19 protein-coding genes and 3 tRNA genes are annotated in these 18925 nt (G+C 34.7%); 6 read left to right on the top strand and 16 right to left on the bottom strand.

Annotation, left to right across the window (positions count from 1 at the left end):
• Positions 1 to 25 precede the first annotated feature (25 nt).
• The 6 genes from CLV73_RS12550 to CLV73_RS12525 form a co-directional block, all read right to left on the bottom strand.
• Positions 26 to 679, bottom strand: a complete 654-nt coding sequence (locus CLV73_RS12550) for a FadR/GntR family transcriptional regulator (RefSeq protein WP_100377228.1) — start codon at positions 677 to 679, stop codon at positions 26 to 28.
• A gap of 143 nt (positions 680 to 822) precedes the next feature.
• Positions 823 to 894, bottom strand: a tRNA-Glu gene (locus CLV73_RS12545).
• Positions 895 to 984: 90 nt separating this feature from the next.
• Positions 985 to 1056 (bottom strand) — tRNA-Glu (locus CLV73_RS12540).
• An 11-nt stretch (positions 1057 to 1067) separates the two neighbouring features.
• Positions 1068 to 1322 carry a 30S ribosomal protein S20 gene (gene rpsT / locus CLV73_RS12535; protein ID WP_100377227.1) on the bottom strand — a complete coding sequence of 85 codons (255 nt, stop codon included), beginning with the start codon at positions 1320 to 1322 and terminating at the stop codon, positions 1068 to 1070.
• Positions 1323 to 1448: 126 nt separating this feature from the next.
• A tRNA-Glu gene (locus tag CLV73_RS12530) sits at positions 1449 to 1520 on the bottom strand.
• Positions 1521 to 1578: 58 nt separating this feature from the next.
• Positions 1579 to 2871 (bottom strand): N-acetylmuramoyl-L-alanine amidase family protein, encoded by a 1293-nt coding sequence (locus CLV73_RS12525; protein WP_100377226.1) that lies wholly within the window; start codon positions 2869 to 2871, stop codon positions 1579 to 1581.
• Positions 2872 to 2924: 53 nt separating this feature from the next.
• On the opposite strand from CLV73_RS12525, the gene CLV73_RS12520 reads away from it, so the two are divergent.
• From CLV73_RS12520 to CLV73_RS12510, 3 genes are all read left to right on the top strand, one after another.
• Positions 2925 to 5513 (top strand): putative LPS assembly protein LptD, encoded by a 2589-nt coding sequence (locus tag CLV73_RS12520; protein ID WP_100377225.1) that lies wholly within the window; start codon positions 2925 to 2927, stop codon positions 5511 to 5513.
• Between the two features lie 67 nt (positions 5514 to 5580).
• A complete protein-coding gene (locus tag CLV73_RS12515; protein ID WP_100377224.1) occupies positions 5581 to 5961 on the top strand; it encodes a RidA family protein in 381 nt (126 codons plus the stop codon).
• A gap of 10 nt (positions 5962 to 5971) precedes the next feature.
• Positions 5972 to 6424 carry a hypothetical protein gene (locus CLV73_RS12510; protein WP_100377223.1) on the top strand — a complete coding sequence of 151 codons (453 nt, stop codon included), beginning with the start codon at positions 5972 to 5974 and terminating at the stop codon, positions 6422 to 6424.
• A 60-nt stretch (positions 6425 to 6484) separates the two neighbouring features.
• Here the strand turns inward: CLV73_RS12510 and CLV73_RS12505 are convergent, their stop codons facing one another.
• Positions 6485 to 8008: a trypsin-like peptidase domain-containing protein gene (locus tag CLV73_RS12505; protein WP_100377222.1), complete on the bottom strand. Its 1524-nt coding sequence runs from the start codon at positions 8006 to 8008 to the stop codon at positions 6485 to 6487.
• A 382-nt stretch (positions 8009 to 8390) separates the two neighbouring features.
• On the opposite strand from CLV73_RS12505, the gene trhO reads away from it, so the two are divergent.
• Positions 8391 to 9767: an oxygen-dependent tRNA uridine(34) hydroxylase TrhO gene (gene trhO, locus CLV73_RS12500; protein ID WP_100377221.1), complete on the top strand. Its 1377-nt coding sequence runs from the start codon at positions 8391 to 8393 to the stop codon at positions 9765 to 9767.
• A gap of 35 nt (positions 9768 to 9802) precedes the next feature.
• Positions 9803 to 10348 carry a 5-formyltetrahydrofolate cyclo-ligase gene (locus CLV73_RS12495; protein ID WP_262496334.1) on the top strand — a complete coding sequence of 182 codons (546 nt, stop codon included), beginning with the start codon at positions 9803 to 9805 and terminating at the stop codon, positions 10346 to 10348.
• Here the strand turns inward: CLV73_RS12495 and CLV73_RS12490 are convergent.
• Together CLV73_RS12490 and CLV73_RS12485 are read right to left on the bottom strand one after the other, a co-directional pair.
• Positions 10297 to 10881: a hypothetical protein gene (locus CLV73_RS12490; RefSeq protein WP_100377219.1), complete on the bottom strand. Its 585-nt coding sequence runs from the start codon at positions 10879 to 10881 to the stop codon at positions 10297 to 10299. The genes CLV73_RS12495 and CLV73_RS12490 overlap by 52 nt on opposite strands.
• The gene (locus CLV73_RS12485) at positions 10865 to 12028 is read right to left on the bottom strand and encodes a hypothetical protein (protein WP_100377218.1); all 1164 of its coding nucleotides are present in this window, start codon (positions 12026 to 12028) and stop codon (positions 10865 to 10867) included. Before CLV73_RS12485 ends, CLV73_RS12490 begins: the two co-directional genes overlap by 17 nt.
• 183 nt (positions 12029 to 12211) lie before the next feature.
• Here CLV73_RS12485 and CLV73_RS12480 point away from each other — a divergent pair, with 183 nt between their 5' ends.
• On the top strand, positions 12212 to 12457 hold the full coding sequence (locus CLV73_RS12480; protein WP_100377217.1) for a hypothetical protein: 246 nt from the start codon (positions 12212 to 12214) through the stop codon (positions 12455 to 12457).
• 79 nt (positions 12458 to 12536) lie between these two features.
• Here CLV73_RS12480 and CLV73_RS12475 read toward each other — a convergent pair whose 3' ends face one another.
• From CLV73_RS12475 to CLV73_RS12445, 7 genes are all read right to left on the bottom strand, one after another.
• Positions 12537 to 13301, bottom strand: a complete 765-nt coding sequence (locus tag CLV73_RS12475) for a TrmH family RNA methyltransferase (protein ID WP_100377216.1) — start codon at positions 13299 to 13301, stop codon at positions 12537 to 12539.
• Positions 13302 to 13305: 4 nt separating this feature from the next.
• Positions 13306 to 14805 (bottom strand): DNA recombination protein RmuC, encoded by a 1500-nt coding sequence (rmuC, locus tag CLV73_RS12470; protein ID WP_100377215.1) that lies wholly within the window; start codon positions 14803 to 14805, stop codon positions 13306 to 13308.
• Positions 14806 to 14896: 91 nt separating this feature from the next.
• Entirely contained in the window at positions 14897 to 15652 is a 756-nt protein-coding gene (locus tag CLV73_RS12465) for a DUF5995 family protein (RefSeq protein WP_100377214.1), read from the bottom strand.
• 26 nt (positions 15653 to 15678) lie between these two features.
• The gene (locus tag CLV73_RS12460; RefSeq protein ID WP_100377213.1) at positions 15679 to 16569 is read right to left on the bottom strand and encodes a gliding motility protein GldB-related protein; all 891 of its coding nucleotides are present in this window, start codon (positions 16567 to 16569) and stop codon (positions 15679 to 15681) included.
• A gap of 9 nt (positions 16570 to 16578) precedes the next feature.
• Positions 16579 to 17046 carry a YciI family protein gene (locus tag CLV73_RS12455; protein ID WP_100377212.1) on the bottom strand — a complete coding sequence of 156 codons (468 nt, stop codon included), beginning with the start codon at positions 17044 to 17046 and terminating at the stop codon, positions 16579 to 16581.
• A gap of 4 nt (positions 17047 to 17050) precedes the next feature.
• Positions 17051 to 18229 (bottom strand): nicotinate phosphoribosyltransferase, encoded by a 1179-nt coding sequence (pncB, locus tag CLV73_RS12450; RefSeq protein WP_100377211.1) that lies wholly within the window; start codon positions 18227 to 18229, stop codon positions 17051 to 17053.
• A gap of 91 nt (positions 18230 to 18320) precedes the next feature.
• Entirely contained in the window at positions 18321 to 18797 is a 477-nt protein-coding gene (locus CLV73_RS12445; protein ID WP_100377210.1) for a Dps family protein, read from the bottom strand.
• Positions 18798 to 18925 lie beyond the last annotated feature (128 nt).

The following is an 18925-nucleotide window of genomic DNA, read 5'->3' as shown; positions in this document are numbered from 1 at the left end:
ATGAATTTTGTTAAAAGTTTAATTTTTAATAAATCTGATCAACAATTTGTTGAGCAATAAAGGCTGCTTCCTCCGCATTTTTATTTTCTATAGCCAAATACAGTCGTTCATGAATAGCCTGGGAAATAATAAAAGAGGAAGTGTCATTATGCCTGATTTCAAAAGATCTCAAAATATGGGAACTTGTTATTTTATAAATTTCCTTTAAAAGACTGTTTCCACAGGCTTCGGCAATGGCAATGTGGAAATTGATATCTGCCTGATAACATTCCAGTGCTTTTTTTTCTTCCGCCAATGTATTTCTTTGATTCAGATAGAATTGGATTTTCTCCAACTGTTCTTCATCACGATGTAGTGCTGCCTTGGCTGCAATTTTAGCATCCAGTAAAGAACGCACTTCCTGTACATCTTCAATCTGCGCCTTATCCATCTGAGATTCCAGCGATTCATGAATGATATTAGAAATAACAAAAGTCCCCACTCCCTGTTGCACATCCAATACTCCTTGAATCGAAAGTATTTTGATGGCTTCACGAATGCTTGATCTTCCCACTCCGTAGATTTTCATAAGTTCAGGCTCGGTAGGCAATTTCTCCCCAACAGCATATTCATTGCTGACGATTCCTTCAATCAATCGATCTGCCACTTCCTGTGCTAATGTTTTTCTTTGGATCTGCATATTTTAATACATCATATCATCTGATGAATTGCAAAGATATACATTAAATTTCACTTTGTCAGAAATAAATGATATTATTTTTATAATTGAATAAAGAAAGTTGGGTAAAATAAAAAGAGATTCATTTTTGAATCTCTTTTAAGTAGCCCGTAGGGGAATCGAACCCCTCTTACCAGAATGAAAATCTGAGGTCCTAACCGATAGACGAACGGGCCATCTACTTTTGCAAATGCAGGGTTAGCTTTTTGTTTTTATAAGTTTCAACTCTTATTTAATTACCAGGTTAGAGTAGTAATTAAATCTTGTAGCCCGTAGGGGAATCGAACCCCTCTTACCAGAATGAAAATCTGAGGTCCTAACCGATAGACGAACGGGCCAACTATACTTATTAAGCTAGTTTATTAACGTGCTTAGTTAATTTGCTTTTCAAGTTAGCTGCTTTGTTTTTGTGGATAATGTTTTTCTTAGCTAATTTATCCAACAAAGAGATAACCTTTGGCAATTGTTCTGCAGCAGCAGCTTTGTCCTCTTCATTTCTCAATACTTTCATTGCTGTTCTAGCAGTCTTGTGGTAGTATCTGTTACGAAGTTTTCTTGCTTCGTTCTGTCTAATTCTCTTTAATGCTGATTTATGATTTGCCATATCGTTCAAATGTGAGTGCAAAAGTATAAACTTTTTTTTTATCTACCAAATTTATTTTTTAAAAAATTTAAAAATTTTTGGTTTTTTTAATTTATCCTCTCGCGAGTTAATATTATCTTTTATTTGTAGCCTATAGGGGAATCGAACCCCTGTTGCAAGAATGAAAATCTTGAGTCCTAACCACTAGACGAATAGGCCAAATTTTGAGGTTGCAAAAGTATAAATAAACTTTTAAACTTCAAAATTATTTTTTGACCTATTTGTAAACTTTCTGAATAACAGTGTTTTTAATTCCCTTCTTCTCAAGGTCTTTTTGGAGGTCTATTGCTCCTTCTAAAGAATCCGCCTTTCCATAGGTGTAGTAGAAGGTTCCATTGGTCTTGGTTCTGTCTACATCTTTAAGAGACTGAAGAATGAAAGAATTGCTGCTCAGTTTATCCGGACCTGCATATAATTCAATGGTATAATACCCGGTACTCAGTTTCTGGTTAGGCATAAACCCGACAGCGTATGCGTTTTTAAATCCGGCATCTTTTGCGGTTCTAAGATTGATGTCTCTCGTTGAGGCCATGTTCGTAACACTGTAGTAATATTTGTAAACTCCTCCTTCTTTTATGGTCAGAATATAATTAAGTCCTTTTAAAGCAGGGTCTCCGTCATTATATTTTACAGATGAAGTGATTAGAAGTATTCTGAAATCGTTTTTCAAAGCAACTTCGGCAGGTTTTTCCGGCTCAGGTTTTTTCACAATGGTACCTGAAGAAGTTTTTCGGTCCACCGCCTTTTTATAATCAATAATAGCTTTATAAATATTTTCAGCAGTCTCTTGTCGTCCCTGTTCGGAATTTAAAAATGCTGCATCATCATAATTGTTGACAAAACCAGTTTCAATTAAAATAGAAGGCATGGCGCTTCTTCTTAAGATGTGGAGGTTTTCCTGTTTTACTCCACGGGAATACCTTCCTGTTTTAGCAAAATTATCTTCCACAAAGGTTCCTAAAATAAGACTGTTTTCGAGATATTTGCTCTGCTGTAATTTTAAGGCAATCAATGATTCCGGTGAGGAGGGATCATAAGAGGAGAATGTTTCTTTATCTTTTTCATCAAGGTAAATCACATTATTTTCCTGTTTTGCTACCTCCAGGTTTTCTCTGTTTTGGGCAGGCCCCTGTACAAAGGTTTCTGTTCCTCTTGCGGTAGCTGTTTTACTCGGAGATGAGTTTACGTGTACGGAAATAAATAAATCCGCTTTACTTCTGTTGGCGATATTGGTTCTGTCCGTTAAAGAAGGATATTCGTCAATCTTACGGGTGTATATGACTTTAAAGTCTTTATTTTTCTCAAGCATGGCTCCCAGTTTAAGAACGATGCCGAGTGTAACGTCTTTTTCTTGTACAAGCCCTATATCAGAGTAGTTTCTGTTGGCTCCTATATCTCCTCCGCCATGACCTGCATCTAAGACTACGGTGAATTTTTTTTGAGCAGAGGAAAAGTTGAAAAGGAGTATCGCAAGAAATGATAAAATTATTTTAAAATTTTGTTTGTACATCTTACAGTTTTAAAAATTATATTAATTTTGGACCTTAATTATATAACATAAAATTGGCCAAAACCGTCTCCAAAAATATATTACAAATTTTAATTATCCTAATTTTTAACAATTTTTTAGCACAGAAAACGCCTGAAAAATTGCCTAAAAGTGCGGTTAATGATACTATTATCCAAAAGGATACCATTGCTGTAAAAAAAGAATCTTTAGAAGATGTTCTGAGAACAAAAGCTGATGAAGAGCGAAATGATGTTCAGAAGAAAATGACCTATCTGTTGAAAAATGCCCAGGTGAAATACCAGGATATGCAGATAGATGCAGATTATATTTCGATAGATCATGAAAGAAGTTTGATTTATGCAAGAGGAAAGCAGGATGCTTCCGGAAAGATTATAGAAAATGTAATCACCAATCAAGGGGGGAAAAAGTATGAAACAACAGAATTCAGCTATAATACCAAAACCAGGCAGGCTATTGCTTATAATGCTCGAACGGAAGAAAGTGAAGGAGTTATCATAGCACAGAAAACAAAGAAATACAGTGATACTGTATTTGCAATGAAGAACGGAGATTACACTACTGATACTTATTTTATCCAAAAGAAAGATACTTTGCCCGATTATAAAATGAGGGCTTCCAATATTAAATTAATCAAGACAAAAAACAATTCCCAGATTGTAACAGGACCCATCAGGATGTATATTGAGGAGATTCCGACTCCACTCATCTTGCCTTTTGCCATCCTTCCTTTTTCTTCTAAAAGATCTGCCGGAATTTTAATTCCTAGTTTTGGAGAGCGACAGGATGTAGGATTCTTTTTAAACGGGATCGGATATTATCAGCCTATCGGGGAGCATTTCGATCTCAAAGTTCTAGCAGATATTTATACAAAAGGAAGCTGGAACTTACGTCCCGAAATGCATTATTTAAAAAAATATAGGTATTCGGGTAGCTTTTCAGCGGACATAGGAAAGACTATTAGAGGAATAAAAGGACTTGAAAATTATACCGAAACAGGAACTTATAGGATTGCATGGACCCATACACAGGATACAAAAGCTAATCCGTTTTTAACATTCTCTGCTTCTGTTAATGCAACCAGCCAGACATTCTATAATAATACGGTAAACAATGGTTATATTTTGGATCAGAGTGTGCTGCAGACACAACAGAATTCAACATTAACGCTTACCAAAAGGTTCCTAACACTGCCTATTACAATTACAGGAACTGCCTCTTACTCACAAAACTTTGCAACCGGGCTTTCAGATTTGCGACTTCCTCAGATGAATGTAGCGGTAAACCAATTTTATTTGTTCAAGTCAAAAACCGGAACAAGAAGTGGGCTTCTTGAAAATATTACTGTGAATACAAGTTTGAACCTTAATAATTATGTTCAGGCCAATAGTGGTGAATTGTTTAAAAAAGCAATGTGGGATAAATTGCAGACCGGAATAAAGAATAATATTACACTGGGAACGAATACTACAGTTGCAAAATATTTTACTTTTAGTTTAGGGGCGAATATTGACAATGCTTTAACCACTAAAACATTAACGAAGTATTATGATCCTGTTGAAATGGAAGTGGTGAATAAAATGAATAATAAAATTGCAGGATATTCCACTTTTTCTACTACTGCAAGTATTCAGACTACATTATACGGTCAGGCAAACTTTAAAAAAGGATCGACTATTGAAGCAATCAGACATGTGGTGACACCAAGCATTGGGTTTACTTATTCCCCTGATTTTGGAGATACAAAATTCGGGTACTATAAAAATTATTATACAGCAAATGGTGCGCTTACACCTTATTCTATTTTTGAAAATAACGGAATTATAGGATCTCCAACTACAGGAATGGTAGGAGCGCTTAATTTTAATATTGGAAACAATATTGAAATGAAAGTAAAATCAAAAAGTGATTCCACCGGATTGAAAAAAGTAAAAATCTTTGAATCACTAAGCCTTGCCGGGAATTATAATTTTGCGGCAAAAGATCATCCTTGGTCTATAATGACAATCAACGGGCAATCGTCTTTTTTTAATAACAAGCTTACTGTAAATACAAGTTTATCATTAGACCCCTATAGAATTATATTTGAGCCGGGAGCAGAAACCGGGATAAGAACCGAAGACTTTGGTCATTTTAGTTTACAGGGCTTTAATGTACAGATGTCTTATCCTTTGAGCAGTGAAATTTTTGGTGAAAAAGTAGATTATCCTAAAAAATATCCTGCAAAAGGAGATATCCGAAATGAAGTTTATTATTTTGATGACGATAATTATGCTCATTTTGATCAGGCCTGGACACTTAATATCAGTACAAACTATCAGTATTCAAAAGGTTTGTCCAGAACTCCTAACAGAATGGCTTCTCTGGGGCTTGACGGAAGCATTAAATTAACACCGTATTGGAATATTACCGGAAGTACGCATTATGATTTAGTGACGAAAGATTTGGCTTTAACGCGTATTGGTTTTTCAAGGGATCAGAGAAGTTTTACCATCAATTTTAACTGGGTTCCTTTTGGACGCTATAAGGTATACGACTTCTTTATCGGGATAAAAGCGAACATTTTAAGTGACGCATTGAAGTATAAAGACAGAAGCTTTACGCAGCCAAATGCACCTTTCTAAGATGGAAGTGATATTGAAGGAGAGAAATGGAATATAAATTTTATATTTGCACCCAAAATAAATTCTAATGAAAAAAATAATCAACACAGTTAATGCACCTGCAGCTATCGGACCTTATTCACAAGCTAATTTTGCAAACGGAGTTTTGTATATTTCCGGACAGATTCCTGTAGATCCTGCAACTGGTAAATTGGTGGAAGGAATTGAAAAAGAAACGCACCAGGTAATGAAAAACCTTGAAGCTATTCTTACAGAAGCTGGAATGACATTTAAAAACGTTGTAAAGGCAACAATTTTCCTTAAAAATATGGATGATTTTGCAGTAATGAATGATATTTATGCTTCTTATTTAGATGCTGATAGTTATCCTGCCCGTGAGACGGTTCAGGTTTCTTGTCTGCCAAAGAATGTTGATATCGAAATTTCTATGATTGCACATCAGGATTAAGCAGTAATTCATGAACTTTTTAAGAAATACATTGGCGGTTATTGTAGGGCTCGGTATTGCGGGGCTTATTATTACTCTTGGGATAAGAGTGTTTCCACAATGGGTTACTTTTGAAGCTTTTGCTCCGTTTGAGCATTGGCAAAGATTTCTTCAGAGCATGCAGAATGATAAAGCTTTCTTCGGATTCCTTTTGTTTATTTCCGGCTTAGGAACTACAGTAGGAGGAGTGGCAACGGCAATTATCGTTAAATATGCTAAAGTGGCTTATGCTATTCTTATTGGTTTCATCATGCTGTTTATAGCAATGTTGGATGTTATCATTTTTCCATATCATCCTACATTTTATAAGATCTCTATTTTCCTTACCTTTTTTCCATTTTCCTGGATCGGAGGAAAAATTGTTGAAGTGCTGTATGAACGTAGTAAGAAAAAAAGAATCGCTGAGAAAATGAATAAATCATAAATAATAAAAAACGCTGCAGATTGCAGCGTTTTTTGTATGAAGTTTAAGTTTAGCTTTTAATTAAGGCATTTTGAAACCTCTTGTGTAGATCTGTCCGTAAGCATCCACAAATTTCACCTGTACATTTCCTGAATATTTATCAAGGATTTTCTCAACATCTTTCTGTGAATTTACCGGTTTTCCGTTCACTTCGATTACGATATAATTGTCTACAATTCCGATTTTGGCAATTTCGCCTCCTTCTGTTACATTGGTCGCGATAACTCCGCTGTTTAATCCGTAATCAGTTTTGAATCTCTCATCCAAAGGCTTGAATTCTGCCCCGATTCTTTCTGTAACACTAAGATCTGCCTTGGTTCTTGTAGAAGTTCCTCCTTTTTGATCTCTAAGGGTAGCTGTTGTTACATTTTCTTTGCCATTTCTTAGATAAGTAACCTGTACTTTATCTCCAGGTCTTTTACTTCCAATGGCAGCAGAAAGATCGGCAAAGTCTGTAATAGCATAAGAGTCGATTTTAGTGATGATATCTCCTTTTTTAATGCCTGCATCTTCCGCACCGCTATTTTCTCCAAAGCCTGTAACATACATACCAGATCCGGCTTTTATATTAGTCTTTTGATCTTTATTGTAAGCCGCTACTAATTGATCATTTGAAAGATCTATCGTTGTTACTCCAAGGAATCCTCTTTGTACAATACCGAATTTTTTAATGTCTTCAACAATTTTTCTGGCCAGGTTTGAAGGAACTGCAAATCCGTATCCCTGATAATAACCTGTTGTAGACTGAATCGCTGAGTTAATACCAATTAGGTCTCCGTTCGTATTTACCAAAGCTCCTCCGGAGTTTCCAGGATTAATTGCCGCATCCGTCTGAATAAAGCTTTCAATAGGGTTGGCTGCTTTTCCTTGTGAACTTAAAATCCCGATTCCTCTTCCTTTAGCCGATACAATACCTGCGGTAACTGTAGAATTTAATCCAAGCGGATTTCCTACGGCAAGCACCCATTGTCCTACCTCAATATTGTCAGAATTCGCAAAATTTAAATAAGGTAATCCCTTTTCTTCAATTTTTAATAGAGAAATGTCCGTATTCGGATCGGTTCCTACCAAGGTTGCTATATAAGATTTTTTATTGCTTAAAACCACTTCAAGCTTATTCGCTCCGGCTACCACGTGATTGTTTGAAATAATATAACCGTCTGGCGAAATGATTACTCCTGATCCCATTCCCGATGGCATATTGTCAGGAGCCTGTTGTTGCTGTCTTTGCTGACCTCTCCCATTTTGTGGACCAAAGAAAAAATCAAAAAGATCTTGTTCTGAAGCTCTGCTCGTTGATCTTGATTGATAGTTTTTAATAGTAACTACTGCAGGAACTGTTGTTTTTGCTGCTTTCACAAAATCTTCACCTACGGCTGCAGAATTCATTCCTGCAAAAGAAACATTTGACGCTGATTTTGTAAAATATGATTGGTCTCCGTTGTTGGAATCATGATTAAAATATTGCAATGCTCCAACGGTAGTAGCTCCGGACATAACGCCTACTACTGCAAATGGTAATAGTTTTTTTAAAGTACTCTTCATTGTATATCTTTCTTAATTATTTATGTTATTTATCTTTTCGTTTTATTGTAAACAAATTTAATGCTAAATAGGTATGCAATCGGTATTAAATGTTTCACTTTTAACTAAAATTTAACTACAATAACATTATTTTAGATGTTATGTGGTAATTATTTGTCACTATTAACTAATCTTAAAATTTTATTAAATGACAATATGACATAGTGTAAGATTAACAGATAGATTCAAAAGTTAAATTCTGTGTTTTAAAACTATAAATTTTATTCCAAAACGTAATAAACAGCATACTATACTATTAATATTAATCACTGATCAACCAGGATTCAATTAAAATTAAATGATTACCTTTGCAAAAATTTTTCTCACTTAAAACGTTTATAGCATGCAACTGTACAACACCTTAAGCGCAGAAGAAAGAGCTCAACTAATTGATGAAGCTGGTAAGGAACGTCTTACATTGTCTTTCTATGCGTATGCCAAAATTGAAGATCCAAAAAAATTTCGCGACGATTTATTTATAGCCTGGAATGCGCTTGATGCATTGGGACGTATTTATGTTGCTCATGAAGGAATTAATGCTCAGATGAGCGTTCCTGCGGACAATTTTGAAGCATTTCGTGATACGCTGGAAGCATATGACTTTATGAAAGGCATTCGATTGAATGTAGCAGTGGAGCAGGATAATCATTCCTTTTTAAAACTAACCATCAAAGTTAGAAACAAGATCGTTGCAGACGGTCTGAATGATGAAACTTTCGATGTTACCAATAAGGGAGTTCACTTAAAAGCCCGTGAATTTAACGAGATGCTGGAAGACCCGAACACGATTGTAGTGGATTTTAGAAATCACTATGAAAGTGAAGTGGGGCATTTCGAAGGGGCCATTACTCCGGATGTAGAGAACTTCAGAGAAAGCTTACCGATTATTAATGATCAGCTACAGGATTTTAAGGAAGATAAAAACCTGTTGATGTATTGTACCGGGGGAATCCGTTGTGAAAAAGCGAGTGCTTATTTCAAACATCGGGGCTTTAAAAATGTTTTCCAGTTGGAAGGCGGAATTATTGAATACACCCGCCAGATAAAAGAGGAGGGGATTGAAAGTAAGTTTATTGGTAAAAACTTCGTATTCGACCACCGTTTGGGAGAAAGAATTACAGATGATATTATCGCTCAGTGTCATCAATGCGGAAAGCCTTGTGATAACCATACCAATTGTGCCAACGACGCCTGTCATTTATTATTTATTCAATGTGATGAGTGTAAAGCGGCGATGGAAAATACTTGTTCTACCGAATGTCTTGAGACGATTCACTTACCTTGGGAAGAGCAGGTCAAATTAAGAAAAGGATTACAGGTTGGTAACAAAGTGTTCAGAAAAGGAAAATCTGAAGCTTTGAAATTTAAAAATTCAGGAGATTTATCAACCCAAACCTTAGCAAAAGCAAAACCTGAAACAAAAGATATCCGTCAGAAAATAAAAGTTAAAAAGACTTTAATCGGAAAAGCTGAACATTATTATTCAAAATCAAAAATTGCACAGTTTTTAATTGAGAATAAAGAGCTTTCTGTAGGAGATAAAGTTTTAATTTCCGGACCAACAACGGGCGATCAGGAAATTATCATTACTCAGATTTTTGTAAACGGTGACTTTAGTGATTCTGCAAAAGCAGGAGATCAGATTACTTTTGAGCTTCCTTTCAGAGTTCGTTTGTCTGATAAATTATATAAAATTACGCAGCCGTCTGAAAATGCATAACCATTATGTTAAAAGCTGAGCTTAGAAAAAAATATATGCAAAAAAGAAAAGCCTTGTCAACTGATGAGGCTTTCTTGTTATCTAAAAAGATTTTTGAAAATTTCATTGGTTACTTTAAGCCTGAAAAAGGAGAAAAAGTGCATCTCTTTATTCCTATTGTAGAAAAAAAAGAAATTGATACTCAAATATTCATTGATTACTTTTTAAAACAGAATATTCGTGTTTTTGTCCCTAAGGTTGTTGCTGATCAATTAATTCATATTGAAATTTTTGAAGATACTCTCTTTGAAAACAGCTATTGGGGAATTCCTGAACCTGTTTCCAACGAAGATTCGGGGGAGGCTTTCTTTCATTATGTAATTACTCCGCTTTTATATTGTGATACAAAAGGAAATAGAGTGGGGTATGGAAAAGGTTTTTATGATAACTTTTTTGAAAATATTTCCGAAGACGTAAAAAAAATCGGAGTTAATTACTTTAACCCCGATGAAAATATCGATGATGTCTGGGAAAATGATATTCCGCTCGACTACTTGGTAACTCCGACTGATGTACTGTCTTTTGGTAAAGGTTTAGAATAGAAATTTAAGAAATAAAACTTAAATTCTTTTTTAAATTTCACGGGTGCGGATTGCAAGATATATTGTGCATTTTTCTCAAAAACCCCGATAGATTTATTCTTGTTATCAAAATATTCAACACTGAATTTTGCGAAATCTAAGGTGTCTTTTTTATGAACATCTTTATACACTTCCAGATTGTTTACTTTTACTGTTTTGACCTTTAAGCTGTCAAGTTCACGGAATAATCTTTTGAACGTAAGACTGTCCGGTTTATTGAAGTAGCTTTGCATTTGAGAATAGATAACAGTATCAATTTCTGTGTCTTTGTTTCCTGAGAGATAAAGCGTCGAAAGATCCAGTAATTCCTGGACTTTTTGTTTGGTAATGAAGTTAATCGCTTGTGCGCTGTCCATTTGTACAGCAGGATACGTTTTTTTGTTGTTGCTGTTTCTTAATTTATCTAAATCGCTTACTTCAGCGCTTTTTTTGTTACATGATGCTAAACCGAAAAGCATTACTGCCAAGACTAAAAGATTATTTATTATTTTCATCTGTATTAGCAATTTTAAATTTAATAGATACTATTTTTCCTTTTTCTCTTTTCATTTCAATAACGCTTAGGTTTTTAAGAGAAGTCGTAGGAGTGGTTACCAGAGTAATATATTTTTGTTTGTCTAAAGTTTCGATACCATAGGTGGCGTTGTCGTAAACCTGATAAATGATAGCGTTGTCACTGATGAGATTGTCCAGTTGTTTACGTTTCTGTTTCAGTAGTTCAGGGTTGCCATTGGCGTCTTTTATTGAGAAATAATTGACAGCCATTTTGTAATCATCAGGTTTTAATTCAATCATTTCCTCTTCAGGTGCATTTTCAAGACTTCTGTTTATTTCAAGATCTTCATAAAAAGGCGCGCTTATCTGGAGCTTTAGGTTCTTATCTTTGGTAGAATAACGAAAACATTCTCCGGGTTTAATTTTATAAAGAATAGGAGATTCATTTTCTTTGATAACTTTTATCTCAATCGTATTCATCACCGAAACGGCGCGATCTGCATCCGTAAAACAATAGGTGTAAGTTTTTTGAAAAATGACATCCTTGAAACCAAGTAACCCTGTAATAAGAATTAAAATTGAAGTAATGATGGCCCAAGCGTTCCTTTTGAAGAAATTTTTCTTGGTTTTTTGGACCTCAGAATCAGAGCTGTTTGATTTCTGAATATTTTTATTAATTATTTGATTTTCAGTGTTGTTTTTTTGTAAATTGGCATTTTCCTGAGGCGTAAACTCTGTTTTTGCTGCCAAATTTTCGGTTTTGGGTAAATTAAGTGATGCTGATACCGTTTTTTCTAATTCTTTATTTTCTTCTTCGGTTAATTTTTCATCTTCTGTGAGTAATTCTCCGGCAAAAAGGTGTTGCTTTTTAAAATCGTACCAAGATTCGTAACCCGTGTAAACACTCAATAAATTGAGCATATCAATTCGGGGAAGCTTGGTGACTGGAGAAGTTTTGAAATAAGTATAAAAAGACTTTTCGCTGATGTTGCCTTTTGCTTTTTTACGAAGATCTTCCTGGAAATAGATGATATCAATACCCTTCCATTTTGAAATATCCTCAAAAGAAGGGGTGTGTTGTTCCAAATATTGAGCCTGTACGTCCTTTTTTAGCTGCTCAAAATGCAATAGATCTAAATCTGTCAATTTTAGTTTAAATGATTAAGTTGTTGAAATTCAGTTGTGTTTATTTGTAAAATTGTTTTACAAAAGTATTACAATTATTTTTCATACACAAATTTTCTATCTGCTCTACCTTTGTCTCGTTCAAATAATAGAACAGAAAAGAGTTTTATAAAACAATATTAACAAAATTAAATTTAATTTATTATGAAAAAGTCATTATTCGTAGCTGCTATCGCTGCTATTTCTTTGGTTGCTTGTAAAAAAGGTGAAGCTACAACTACTACTACAGATTCTACAGCTGTAACTACAGATTCTACTGCAGTTGCTCCTACTACAGATTCTACAGCAGTTGCTCCAACTACAGATTCTACAGCTACTAAAGCTGCTGATACTACAGCTGTTAAGACTACTACAACTACTGAAGTTAAAAAAGAAGAAGTTAAGAAATAATTCTAACTTATCTTACAATAAAAGAACCGCCTCATTTTTGAAGCGGTTTTTTTATGTTCTAAAGGTAAAGGTTATATTTTTAAATCATTTTTTGCCTTAATGCTTCATAGCAGGTAATTGCTACGGCATTGCTCAGATTTAAAGAGTCAATACTTCCGCTCATTGGAATAAGGGTATTTTGTCCTTTATTCAGCCAGAAATCACTTAATCCTGAATGTTCTGTTCCGAAAACAATAGCAGACTTCTGTGTAAAATCTCTTTGAGGTAAATTTTCGGCGGTTTCGTCCATAATGGTTGTATAGATATTAAATTGATTTTTTTTCAAGAAATCTAGCGTTTCCTGATTTTCCGACTGAAATACATTCATACCGAACAAGCAACCTACACTTGAACGAATAACGTTAGGATTATAAAAATCGGTTTTCCCATCAGATACAATAAGAGCGTCTATTCCAAATGCTTCACAGCTTCTTAATATGGCTCCTAAATTTCCGGGTTTTTCTATTCCTTCTACAATAATTATGGTTGAATTTTCTTTGGGTTTAAATGCTTGCAGATTCTCATTTTTGGTTTTATAAATACCGATAATTCCTTCAGAGCTTCCTCTGTACGCTATTTTTTCATAGACTTTTTCACTTACCAGGTGAATTTTTCCCAGGGGAGTTTTGCCTTTGAAGATACTTTCACAGATATAGAACTCTACAGGCTCGAAATCATACTTCTGAGCTCTTTCGTTTTCCTGATCACCTTCTACGACAAAAACATTCGATTTCTTTCTGTGACGATTGTCAGTGATAAGTTTGGTAAGATTTTTTATTTTTTCGTTTTGAAAGCTTTCTATCATATTGTTAAGATTCTAATGGAGTTTGGGAATTGTCAATCAGACTTTGAGGAAGTTCTTTTTTATTTTTAATTCCCAATGATTTTAATTTTTGAGTCTGGATAATCAGGTTGTCATTTCCAGTGTATAGCTGCTTAAATGCGTCATTATAAACATTTTTTGCCTGGTCTATATTTTTGCCGACTTTTTCAAGATTTTCTACAAAACCGGAGAATTTATCATAAAGTTTCGCACCGCGTTCTGCAATCTCAATAGAGTTTCTGTTTTGGTATTCCCTTTTCCAGAGATCTGCAATAAGTTTCAGAGAGGTAATAAGATTGCTTGGATTGAGAAGTAAAATTCTTCTTTCATAAGCAAAATTCCATAGGTTTTGATCTGCCTGCATGGCTGCAATATAAGCGGGCTCGCTGGGAATGAACATCATCACAAAATCTAAAGACTTTCCATAATCATCATATGCTTTTTGACTTAGCTGTGTGATGTGGTTTTTAATGGAATTGAGGTGTTGATTAATTTTTATCTGGTAGATTTCTGCATCGGTCTCGTCCACTAATTCCGTAAAGGCGGTTAAAGAAACTTTTGAATCGATAATGACATTTCTTTCGTCCGGATATTTTACGACTGCATCGGGACGCATTTTTTTACCTGAAAATTCTGAAAAAAGTGCTTTGTTGTCTTCATCGCGAAGCTCATGTTCAAGAAAATATTCGCGGCCTTTTACCAGTCCTGATTTTTCTAAAATACTTTCCAATATCATTTCGCCCCAGTTTCCCTGAGTTTTGCTTTCTCCTTTTAATGCTTTTGTCAGTCTTTTTGCATCTTCAGAAATTTGCTGGTTCAGTAAGGCTAATTCTTTTACTTTTTCAGCCAGTGAGAAACGTTCTTTATTCTCTTTTTCATAGGCTTCATTTACCTTATTCTTGAGATCATTAATCTTTTCCTGAAACGGTTCAAGGATCGTTTTTAGATTGGTTTGATTTAAAGACGTAAACTTTTCACTTTTTTCTTCTAGAATTTTATTGGCTAAGTTTTCAAATTGCAATTTTCCTTCTTCCTGAATTTTTGAAATTTCTTCTTTCTGAGTTTCCAGAGAAGTTTTGAGGTTTTGGTTTACTGCGGAAAGCTCTGCGTTTTTAGCAATAAGATCCTGCTTTTCATCCAAAAGTTTTTCAATCTGATGAGTCTGATTGAAAAGCGTTAATTTTTGGTCTTCGAATTGAGATTGAATGGAAGTGTATTCTGCAGATATTTTTGCAAATTCATTTTTGAGATCGTCTAAAAGATCGCTCTGAACTAAGTAAGAATCTTTTTCTCTTGAAATCTGAGTTTGAAGATCCTGAACTTTTTCATTTACATTTTCCAGATCAGAGATCATTTTAATGTTTTGACGGGAAAGTTCATCATATGAAGTTCTGGAAACTCTGGATGATTTCACCATGAAATAAAGGATGAGACCTCCTGAAATTCCTCCAACAATAAATCCGATGATCAAATAACTCATTTCCATTTGTCAAAATTACAAAAACGAAAGTGGATTTCTTTTATGGAAAACCGTAAAATTTTTCGCCAAAATTCAAGGCACTATTTTATGTATTTAATTAAATATTCTTTGTTGAAGCAAGGATTTCTATATTTTTCACTACATCACTGCTTTCACATTTTTTTAATTCTTTAAGTAAAGCAGGTGTCAGAATTCTTGGTTTTAAAATTTGTGTGGCCACTTTTGCTGCAGCATAATCTACAATTCCGATAACCGAATCTCTTAGAAAATTAGGAGTATTTGATGCAATGACTGCTGTTGCCCAGGAAGTTTCTCTGGCTCTGGATATGGCAAAGTCTAGAACGGTGTTGTCTTTTCCGTTCGATATTTTGTCGATCAGTTCTACAGGATAACATATTTTATTTAATGAATCCTGAACTTTTTGGTTGATGGAAGCGATAACATTGTTGATGTTTTCAAAGTCTGTTTTTAAGGGATTTATTTTTCTGTAAGGCATAATAGAAGCTGCGGATATTCCCAGATCTAAATTAATATGGGCGTTCATCCCTAAGAAAATATGCTGTAAAATAAGAAGCTCTTTATTTTTTGCCGCTTCAAAAGCTAAATACCAGGCGTTAGTACATTTTTTACCTTTCTGATAATTCTCCCATGCTTCAAGATATCTTTGAGCAAAAGCAATATCCAGCAAGATCATTCTTGAGTTATCTTCAAATTTTTTCTGCTGAATTCCTTTTAAAACCTGTGCGGTCATAATTTTATAAGTACAGGCAAAATATCCGGCCGGGCTTTTGTTTTCCTTACACCAGATAATGATTGCGTCTAATTTTTTAAGAACTTCTTCGATGGTTTTCATGGTATTTAGTTTTGTGATAAAATTAATCAGAATCCGCTTTTTTCATAGATTTCACGAGGAGATTTTGTGAAAACATCCTTCCATGAGTCTTTCCCGTTTTTTAAAACATACTGTTCAATAATTTTATAGCCTATATAATATCCTATAGCTCCGGGTAGTTTTTCGTTTAGCTTTGTTTCTCTGCTTCGGAGAATATCAATAATATCTTTGTCTTCGGAGAATTTATTTTTTTCAAAGAAATCTTTTATATTTTGAAGGTTTTGTTCACATGCTTTCAATTCGGAGTCCGTATATCCAAGATGTTGTGCAAGAGAGTATTTTTTCTTCCAGTATTTTTGATTCATCCATACGGCAAAGCCTTCTCCTATTATAGGCTCAAGCGCAGTTTTGTCAATATGTTTGTTTGTTGTCATCATAATCTGATGAGTGATTTCATGTGGTAAAATCAATTCTACTTTTTCTATTGAGGTGTTGTTTTCGTGAGACAGATCAATAACCATAGCATATTTCCCTAAGCCACCTAAATCTGTCCATGCCGGACCGAATAATATATACCAAGTTCCTTTGGTGTCATATCCGGTTAGTTTCTTCATTTCTTTAGAAAACTTCTGCAATGAACTGGAGATTTGTTTTCCATTTATCTTTTCACTTTTCTGTTGCCATGCCTTGATTTGCGATTCATTTTCATTGTGCCATTTAATCACTTTGTCGGAATTTCCCAGATATCCGTTCCATAGTTTCTGATAGGGAGAATAGATGGAGTCGGAATAAATTTTTTTCTTTTGAATGGAGTCTGAATTCCTGTATTTCTGCATAATTCGCAACTGTACGGATGAAACATCTACAGCATTGATTTTATTTTGAGCAAAAAAAACTCCGAATACGAGAAGTGAAAGAATGGAAATTAGTTTTTTCATTTTAAAGTTTTACGGATTCTCTTTTGAAATTTCCTTATGATGTTCCAAATACATTGGAAGTGCAGCAGAACCGTACCATGGAAAAATTTCGTAACTGAAAACTCCTGCCTGAACTGCGGGGTCGGTTTTTACCCATTGCTCAGCTTCTTCCTTTGATTTGGTGTTGAAGATAAACATTCCACGAAAGTTCTGCTTATTTTGTTCTAAAAACGGTCCTGCAACAATTATTTTTCCTTCGTCTGCTAATTTTCCAATATTAGCCAAATGTCCTTTCATCAATTCTCCCATCTTATTTTTGTCATCTATTTTGGTTGCTCCGGTTGTTAACATTACAATGGTATAAGCTTTCATTCCGTATTTGTCGGCACCAAGTTCTGTGGCCAGTTGTTGGTTAAACTTTGGCTTTTCTGTTGTCTTTTGAGCAAATGAAAAAAATACTGTGAAAATGAAAACTGCTACGAGGATTTTTGCTTTCATATGGTTAGTTTTTTATTCTTAAAAATTCTTTTGCCAGCTCGATCATTTTTGGATCACCGGTGTATTTTCCGTGTTCGTCGGAAAGTTTTACGGTTGGAATCCAATCATGATTAGGTGCCTGAACTCCTATAAGTTTCATAACAATATTCATGGGCTTTAAACCGACATCATTGGTCAGATTAGTGCCGATTCCGAATGAAATTCCGATTTTTCCTCTGCAGTAATTGGTGATTTCCTCTACCTTTTCCAGATTTAAAGCATCGGAAAAAATAATATACTTGAATAATGGATTGATTCCGTGTTTTTGATAATGGGCAATGGTTTTGTCCGCAAATTCCAGTGGATCTCCACTGTCATGACGAACACCGTCGAAAAGTTTAGCAAATTTTTTATCAAATTGCTGGAAGAAAACATCTGTTGTATAGGTGTCTGAAAGCGCAACTCCCAAATCGCCCCTGTAGACATCTACCCAATGTTCCAAAGCTAATTCGTTGGCCATTTTAAAACCGTATTCGGCAGCATGGAACATGAACCATTCGTGGGCGTGTGTTCCAATTGGCTTTACTCCGTATTTCATTGCGAAATGAACATTTGAACTTCCGATAAAAGTTGAATCCTTTTTTTGTGTTAAAGCTTCCATTACCAGATTCTGTACTTTATAAGAATGTCTTCTTCTTGTTCCGAACTCTGCGAAATTCACACCTAATTTTCCTAACCCATCAGCTTTTTCCAGGGTTTTGCTCATTACAACTTCATTGGAATCTCTTTCCATATGATTCATTTCGTAATGAAGTTCACTGATTAAAGCTAACAATGGAACCTCCCACAGTATGGTTCTGTACCAAAGACCTTCTACGGTTACAGAAAGATCGCTTCCTGTCTGAATTATTTTTACCTCGGAAGGGTCGTAATGATATCCTTCAAGAAAATCCAGGTAAGGGAGATCAATATAAGGGCATGTTCTTGCCATAAATCTTTTTTCATCTTTTGTAAGCTTAAGTTCGGCCATTTTATTTACGGCTTCTCTTAATGCAGTATCAAAACCTTCCGGAAACTGATGTTTTCCTCTGTTGATGAATTCATATTTTACGATGGAACTTGGGAATAATTTTACCACAGCGTTTTGCATGGTTATTTTATAGAAATCGTTATCCAAGATGGAATTGAGTCGTATGTCGTGCATTATTGTGTATTTTATACGCAAATTTAGTCATTAAAAATAAAATCACCTAAATGTAAGGTGATTTTTTTAATCTATAAGGATAAATTTATGCTTATTTGCCAAGATAAGAGTTGTACATCCAGACTTCTTTTTCCTGCTCTGTGATATAGTCGCTCATTTGAGAATTGGTACCTTCATCTCCTGCTTTTTCGGTGATGTCTAAAAGTTCTCTTTGAAGATCGATAACCACTTTGAAAGAATTTAAGATAATTTCCACGCTTTTAGTTCCGTCACTTACTTCCTGGCTTTCCTTAATGGTTGCAACTTTTAAATACTCAGAATAGTTGTGTGCAGGTGTTGCTCCTAATGTCAGGATTCTTTCGGCGATTTCATCTATTTTAAGTACCAGGCTATTATAAAGCTCTTCGAATTTTGGATGAAGGGTGAAGAACTGCTCACCTTTAATGTTCCAGTGAGAGCCTCTTGTGTTTTGGTAAAAAACAGAATAGTTTGCTAAAAGGACATTTAGTTTTTCAGCAATTTTCTTGCAATCGGCTTCTTTTAATCCAATAATACTTGCGTTTTTCATAGGTTTATTATTTATATATCGCAAAGGTAGAAAATACCGTGCCGAACTGCTGTTAAATATAATAGATGCTCGCTATTGCTGATTTTCTTAAAATAGTTTGGATAAGTTTCCTTATTATTGCTCAAAAT

Origin of the sequence: Chryseobacterium geocarposphaerae (assembly GCF_002797535.1) — a bacterium.
Classification (GTDB): domain Bacteria; phylum Bacteroidota; class Bacteroidia; order Flavobacteriales; family Weeksellaceae; genus Chryseobacterium; species Chryseobacterium geocarposphaerae.
Note: the sequence above shows the minus strand (reverse complement) of the source record. Positions and strands in the feature narration are given on the sequence as shown.

What these genes read in the sequence shown, in the direction of transcription:
- CLV73_RS12550 (WP_100377228.1), bottom strand. Translation starts at nt 679, where the DNA reads ATGCAGATCCAAAGAAAAACATTAGCACAGGAAGTGGCAGATCGATTG.
- rpsT (WP_100377227.1), bottom strand. Translation starts at nt 1,322, where the DNA reads ATGGCAAATCATAAATCAGCATTAAAGAGAATTAGACAGAACGAAGCA.
- CLV73_RS12525 (WP_100377226.1), bottom strand. Translation starts at nt 2,871, where the DNA reads ATGTACAAACAAAATTTTAAAATAATTTTATCATTTCTTGCGATACTC.
- CLV73_RS12515 (WP_100377224.1), top strand. Translation starts at nt 5,581, where the DNA reads ATGAAAAAAATAATCAACACAGTTAATGCACCTGCAGCTATCGGACCT.
- CLV73_RS12510 (WP_100377223.1), top strand. Translation starts at nt 5,972, where the DNA reads ATGAACTTTTTAAGAAATACATTGGCGGTTATTGTAGGGCTCGGTATT.
- CLV73_RS12505 (WP_100377222.1), bottom strand. Translation starts at nt 8,008, where the DNA reads ATGAAGAGTACTTTAAAAAAACTATTACCATTTGCAGTAGTAGGCGTT.
- trhO (WP_100377221.1), top strand. Translation starts at nt 8,391, where the DNA reads ATGCAACTGTACAACACCTTAAGCGCAGAAGAAAGAGCTCAACTAATT.
- CLV73_RS12495 (WP_262496334.1), top strand. Translation starts at nt 9,803, where the DNA reads ATGCAAAAAAGAAAAGCCTTGTCAACTGATGAGGCTTTCTTGTTATCT.
- CLV73_RS12490 (WP_100377219.1), bottom strand. Translation starts at nt 10,881, where the DNA reads ATGAAAATAATAAATAATCTTTTAGTCTTGGCAGTAATGCTTTTCGGT.
- CLV73_RS12480 (WP_100377217.1), top strand. Translation starts at nt 12,212, where the DNA reads ATGAAAAAGTCATTATTCGTAGCTGCTATCGCTGCTATTTCTTTGGTT.
- CLV73_RS12475 (WP_100377216.1), bottom strand. Translation starts at nt 13,301, where the DNA reads ATGATAGAAAGCTTTCAAAACGAAAAAATAAAAAATCTTACCAAACTT.
- rmuC (WP_100377215.1), bottom strand. Translation starts at nt 14,805, where the DNA reads ATGGAAATGAGTTATTTGATCATCGGATTTATTGTTGGAGGAATTTCA.
- CLV73_RS12465 (WP_100377214.1), bottom strand. Translation starts at nt 15,652, where the DNA reads ATGAAAACCATCGAAGAAGTTCTTAAAAAATTAGACGCAATCATTATC.
- CLV73_RS12460 (WP_100377213.1), bottom strand. Translation starts at nt 16,569, where the DNA reads ATGAAAAAACTAATTTCCATTCTTTCACTTCTCGTATTCGGAGTTTTT.
- CLV73_RS12455 (WP_100377212.1), bottom strand. Translation starts at nt 17,046, where the DNA reads ATGAAAGCAAAAATCCTCGTAGCAGTTTTCATTTTCACAGTATTTTTT.
- pncB (WP_100377211.1), bottom strand. Translation starts at nt 18,229, where the DNA reads ATGCACGACATACGACTCAATTCCATCTTGGATAACGATTTCTATAAA.
- CLV73_RS12445 (WP_100377210.1), bottom strand. Translation starts at nt 18,797, where the DNA reads ATGAAAAACGCAAGTATTATTGGATTAAAAGAAGCCGATTGCAAGAAA.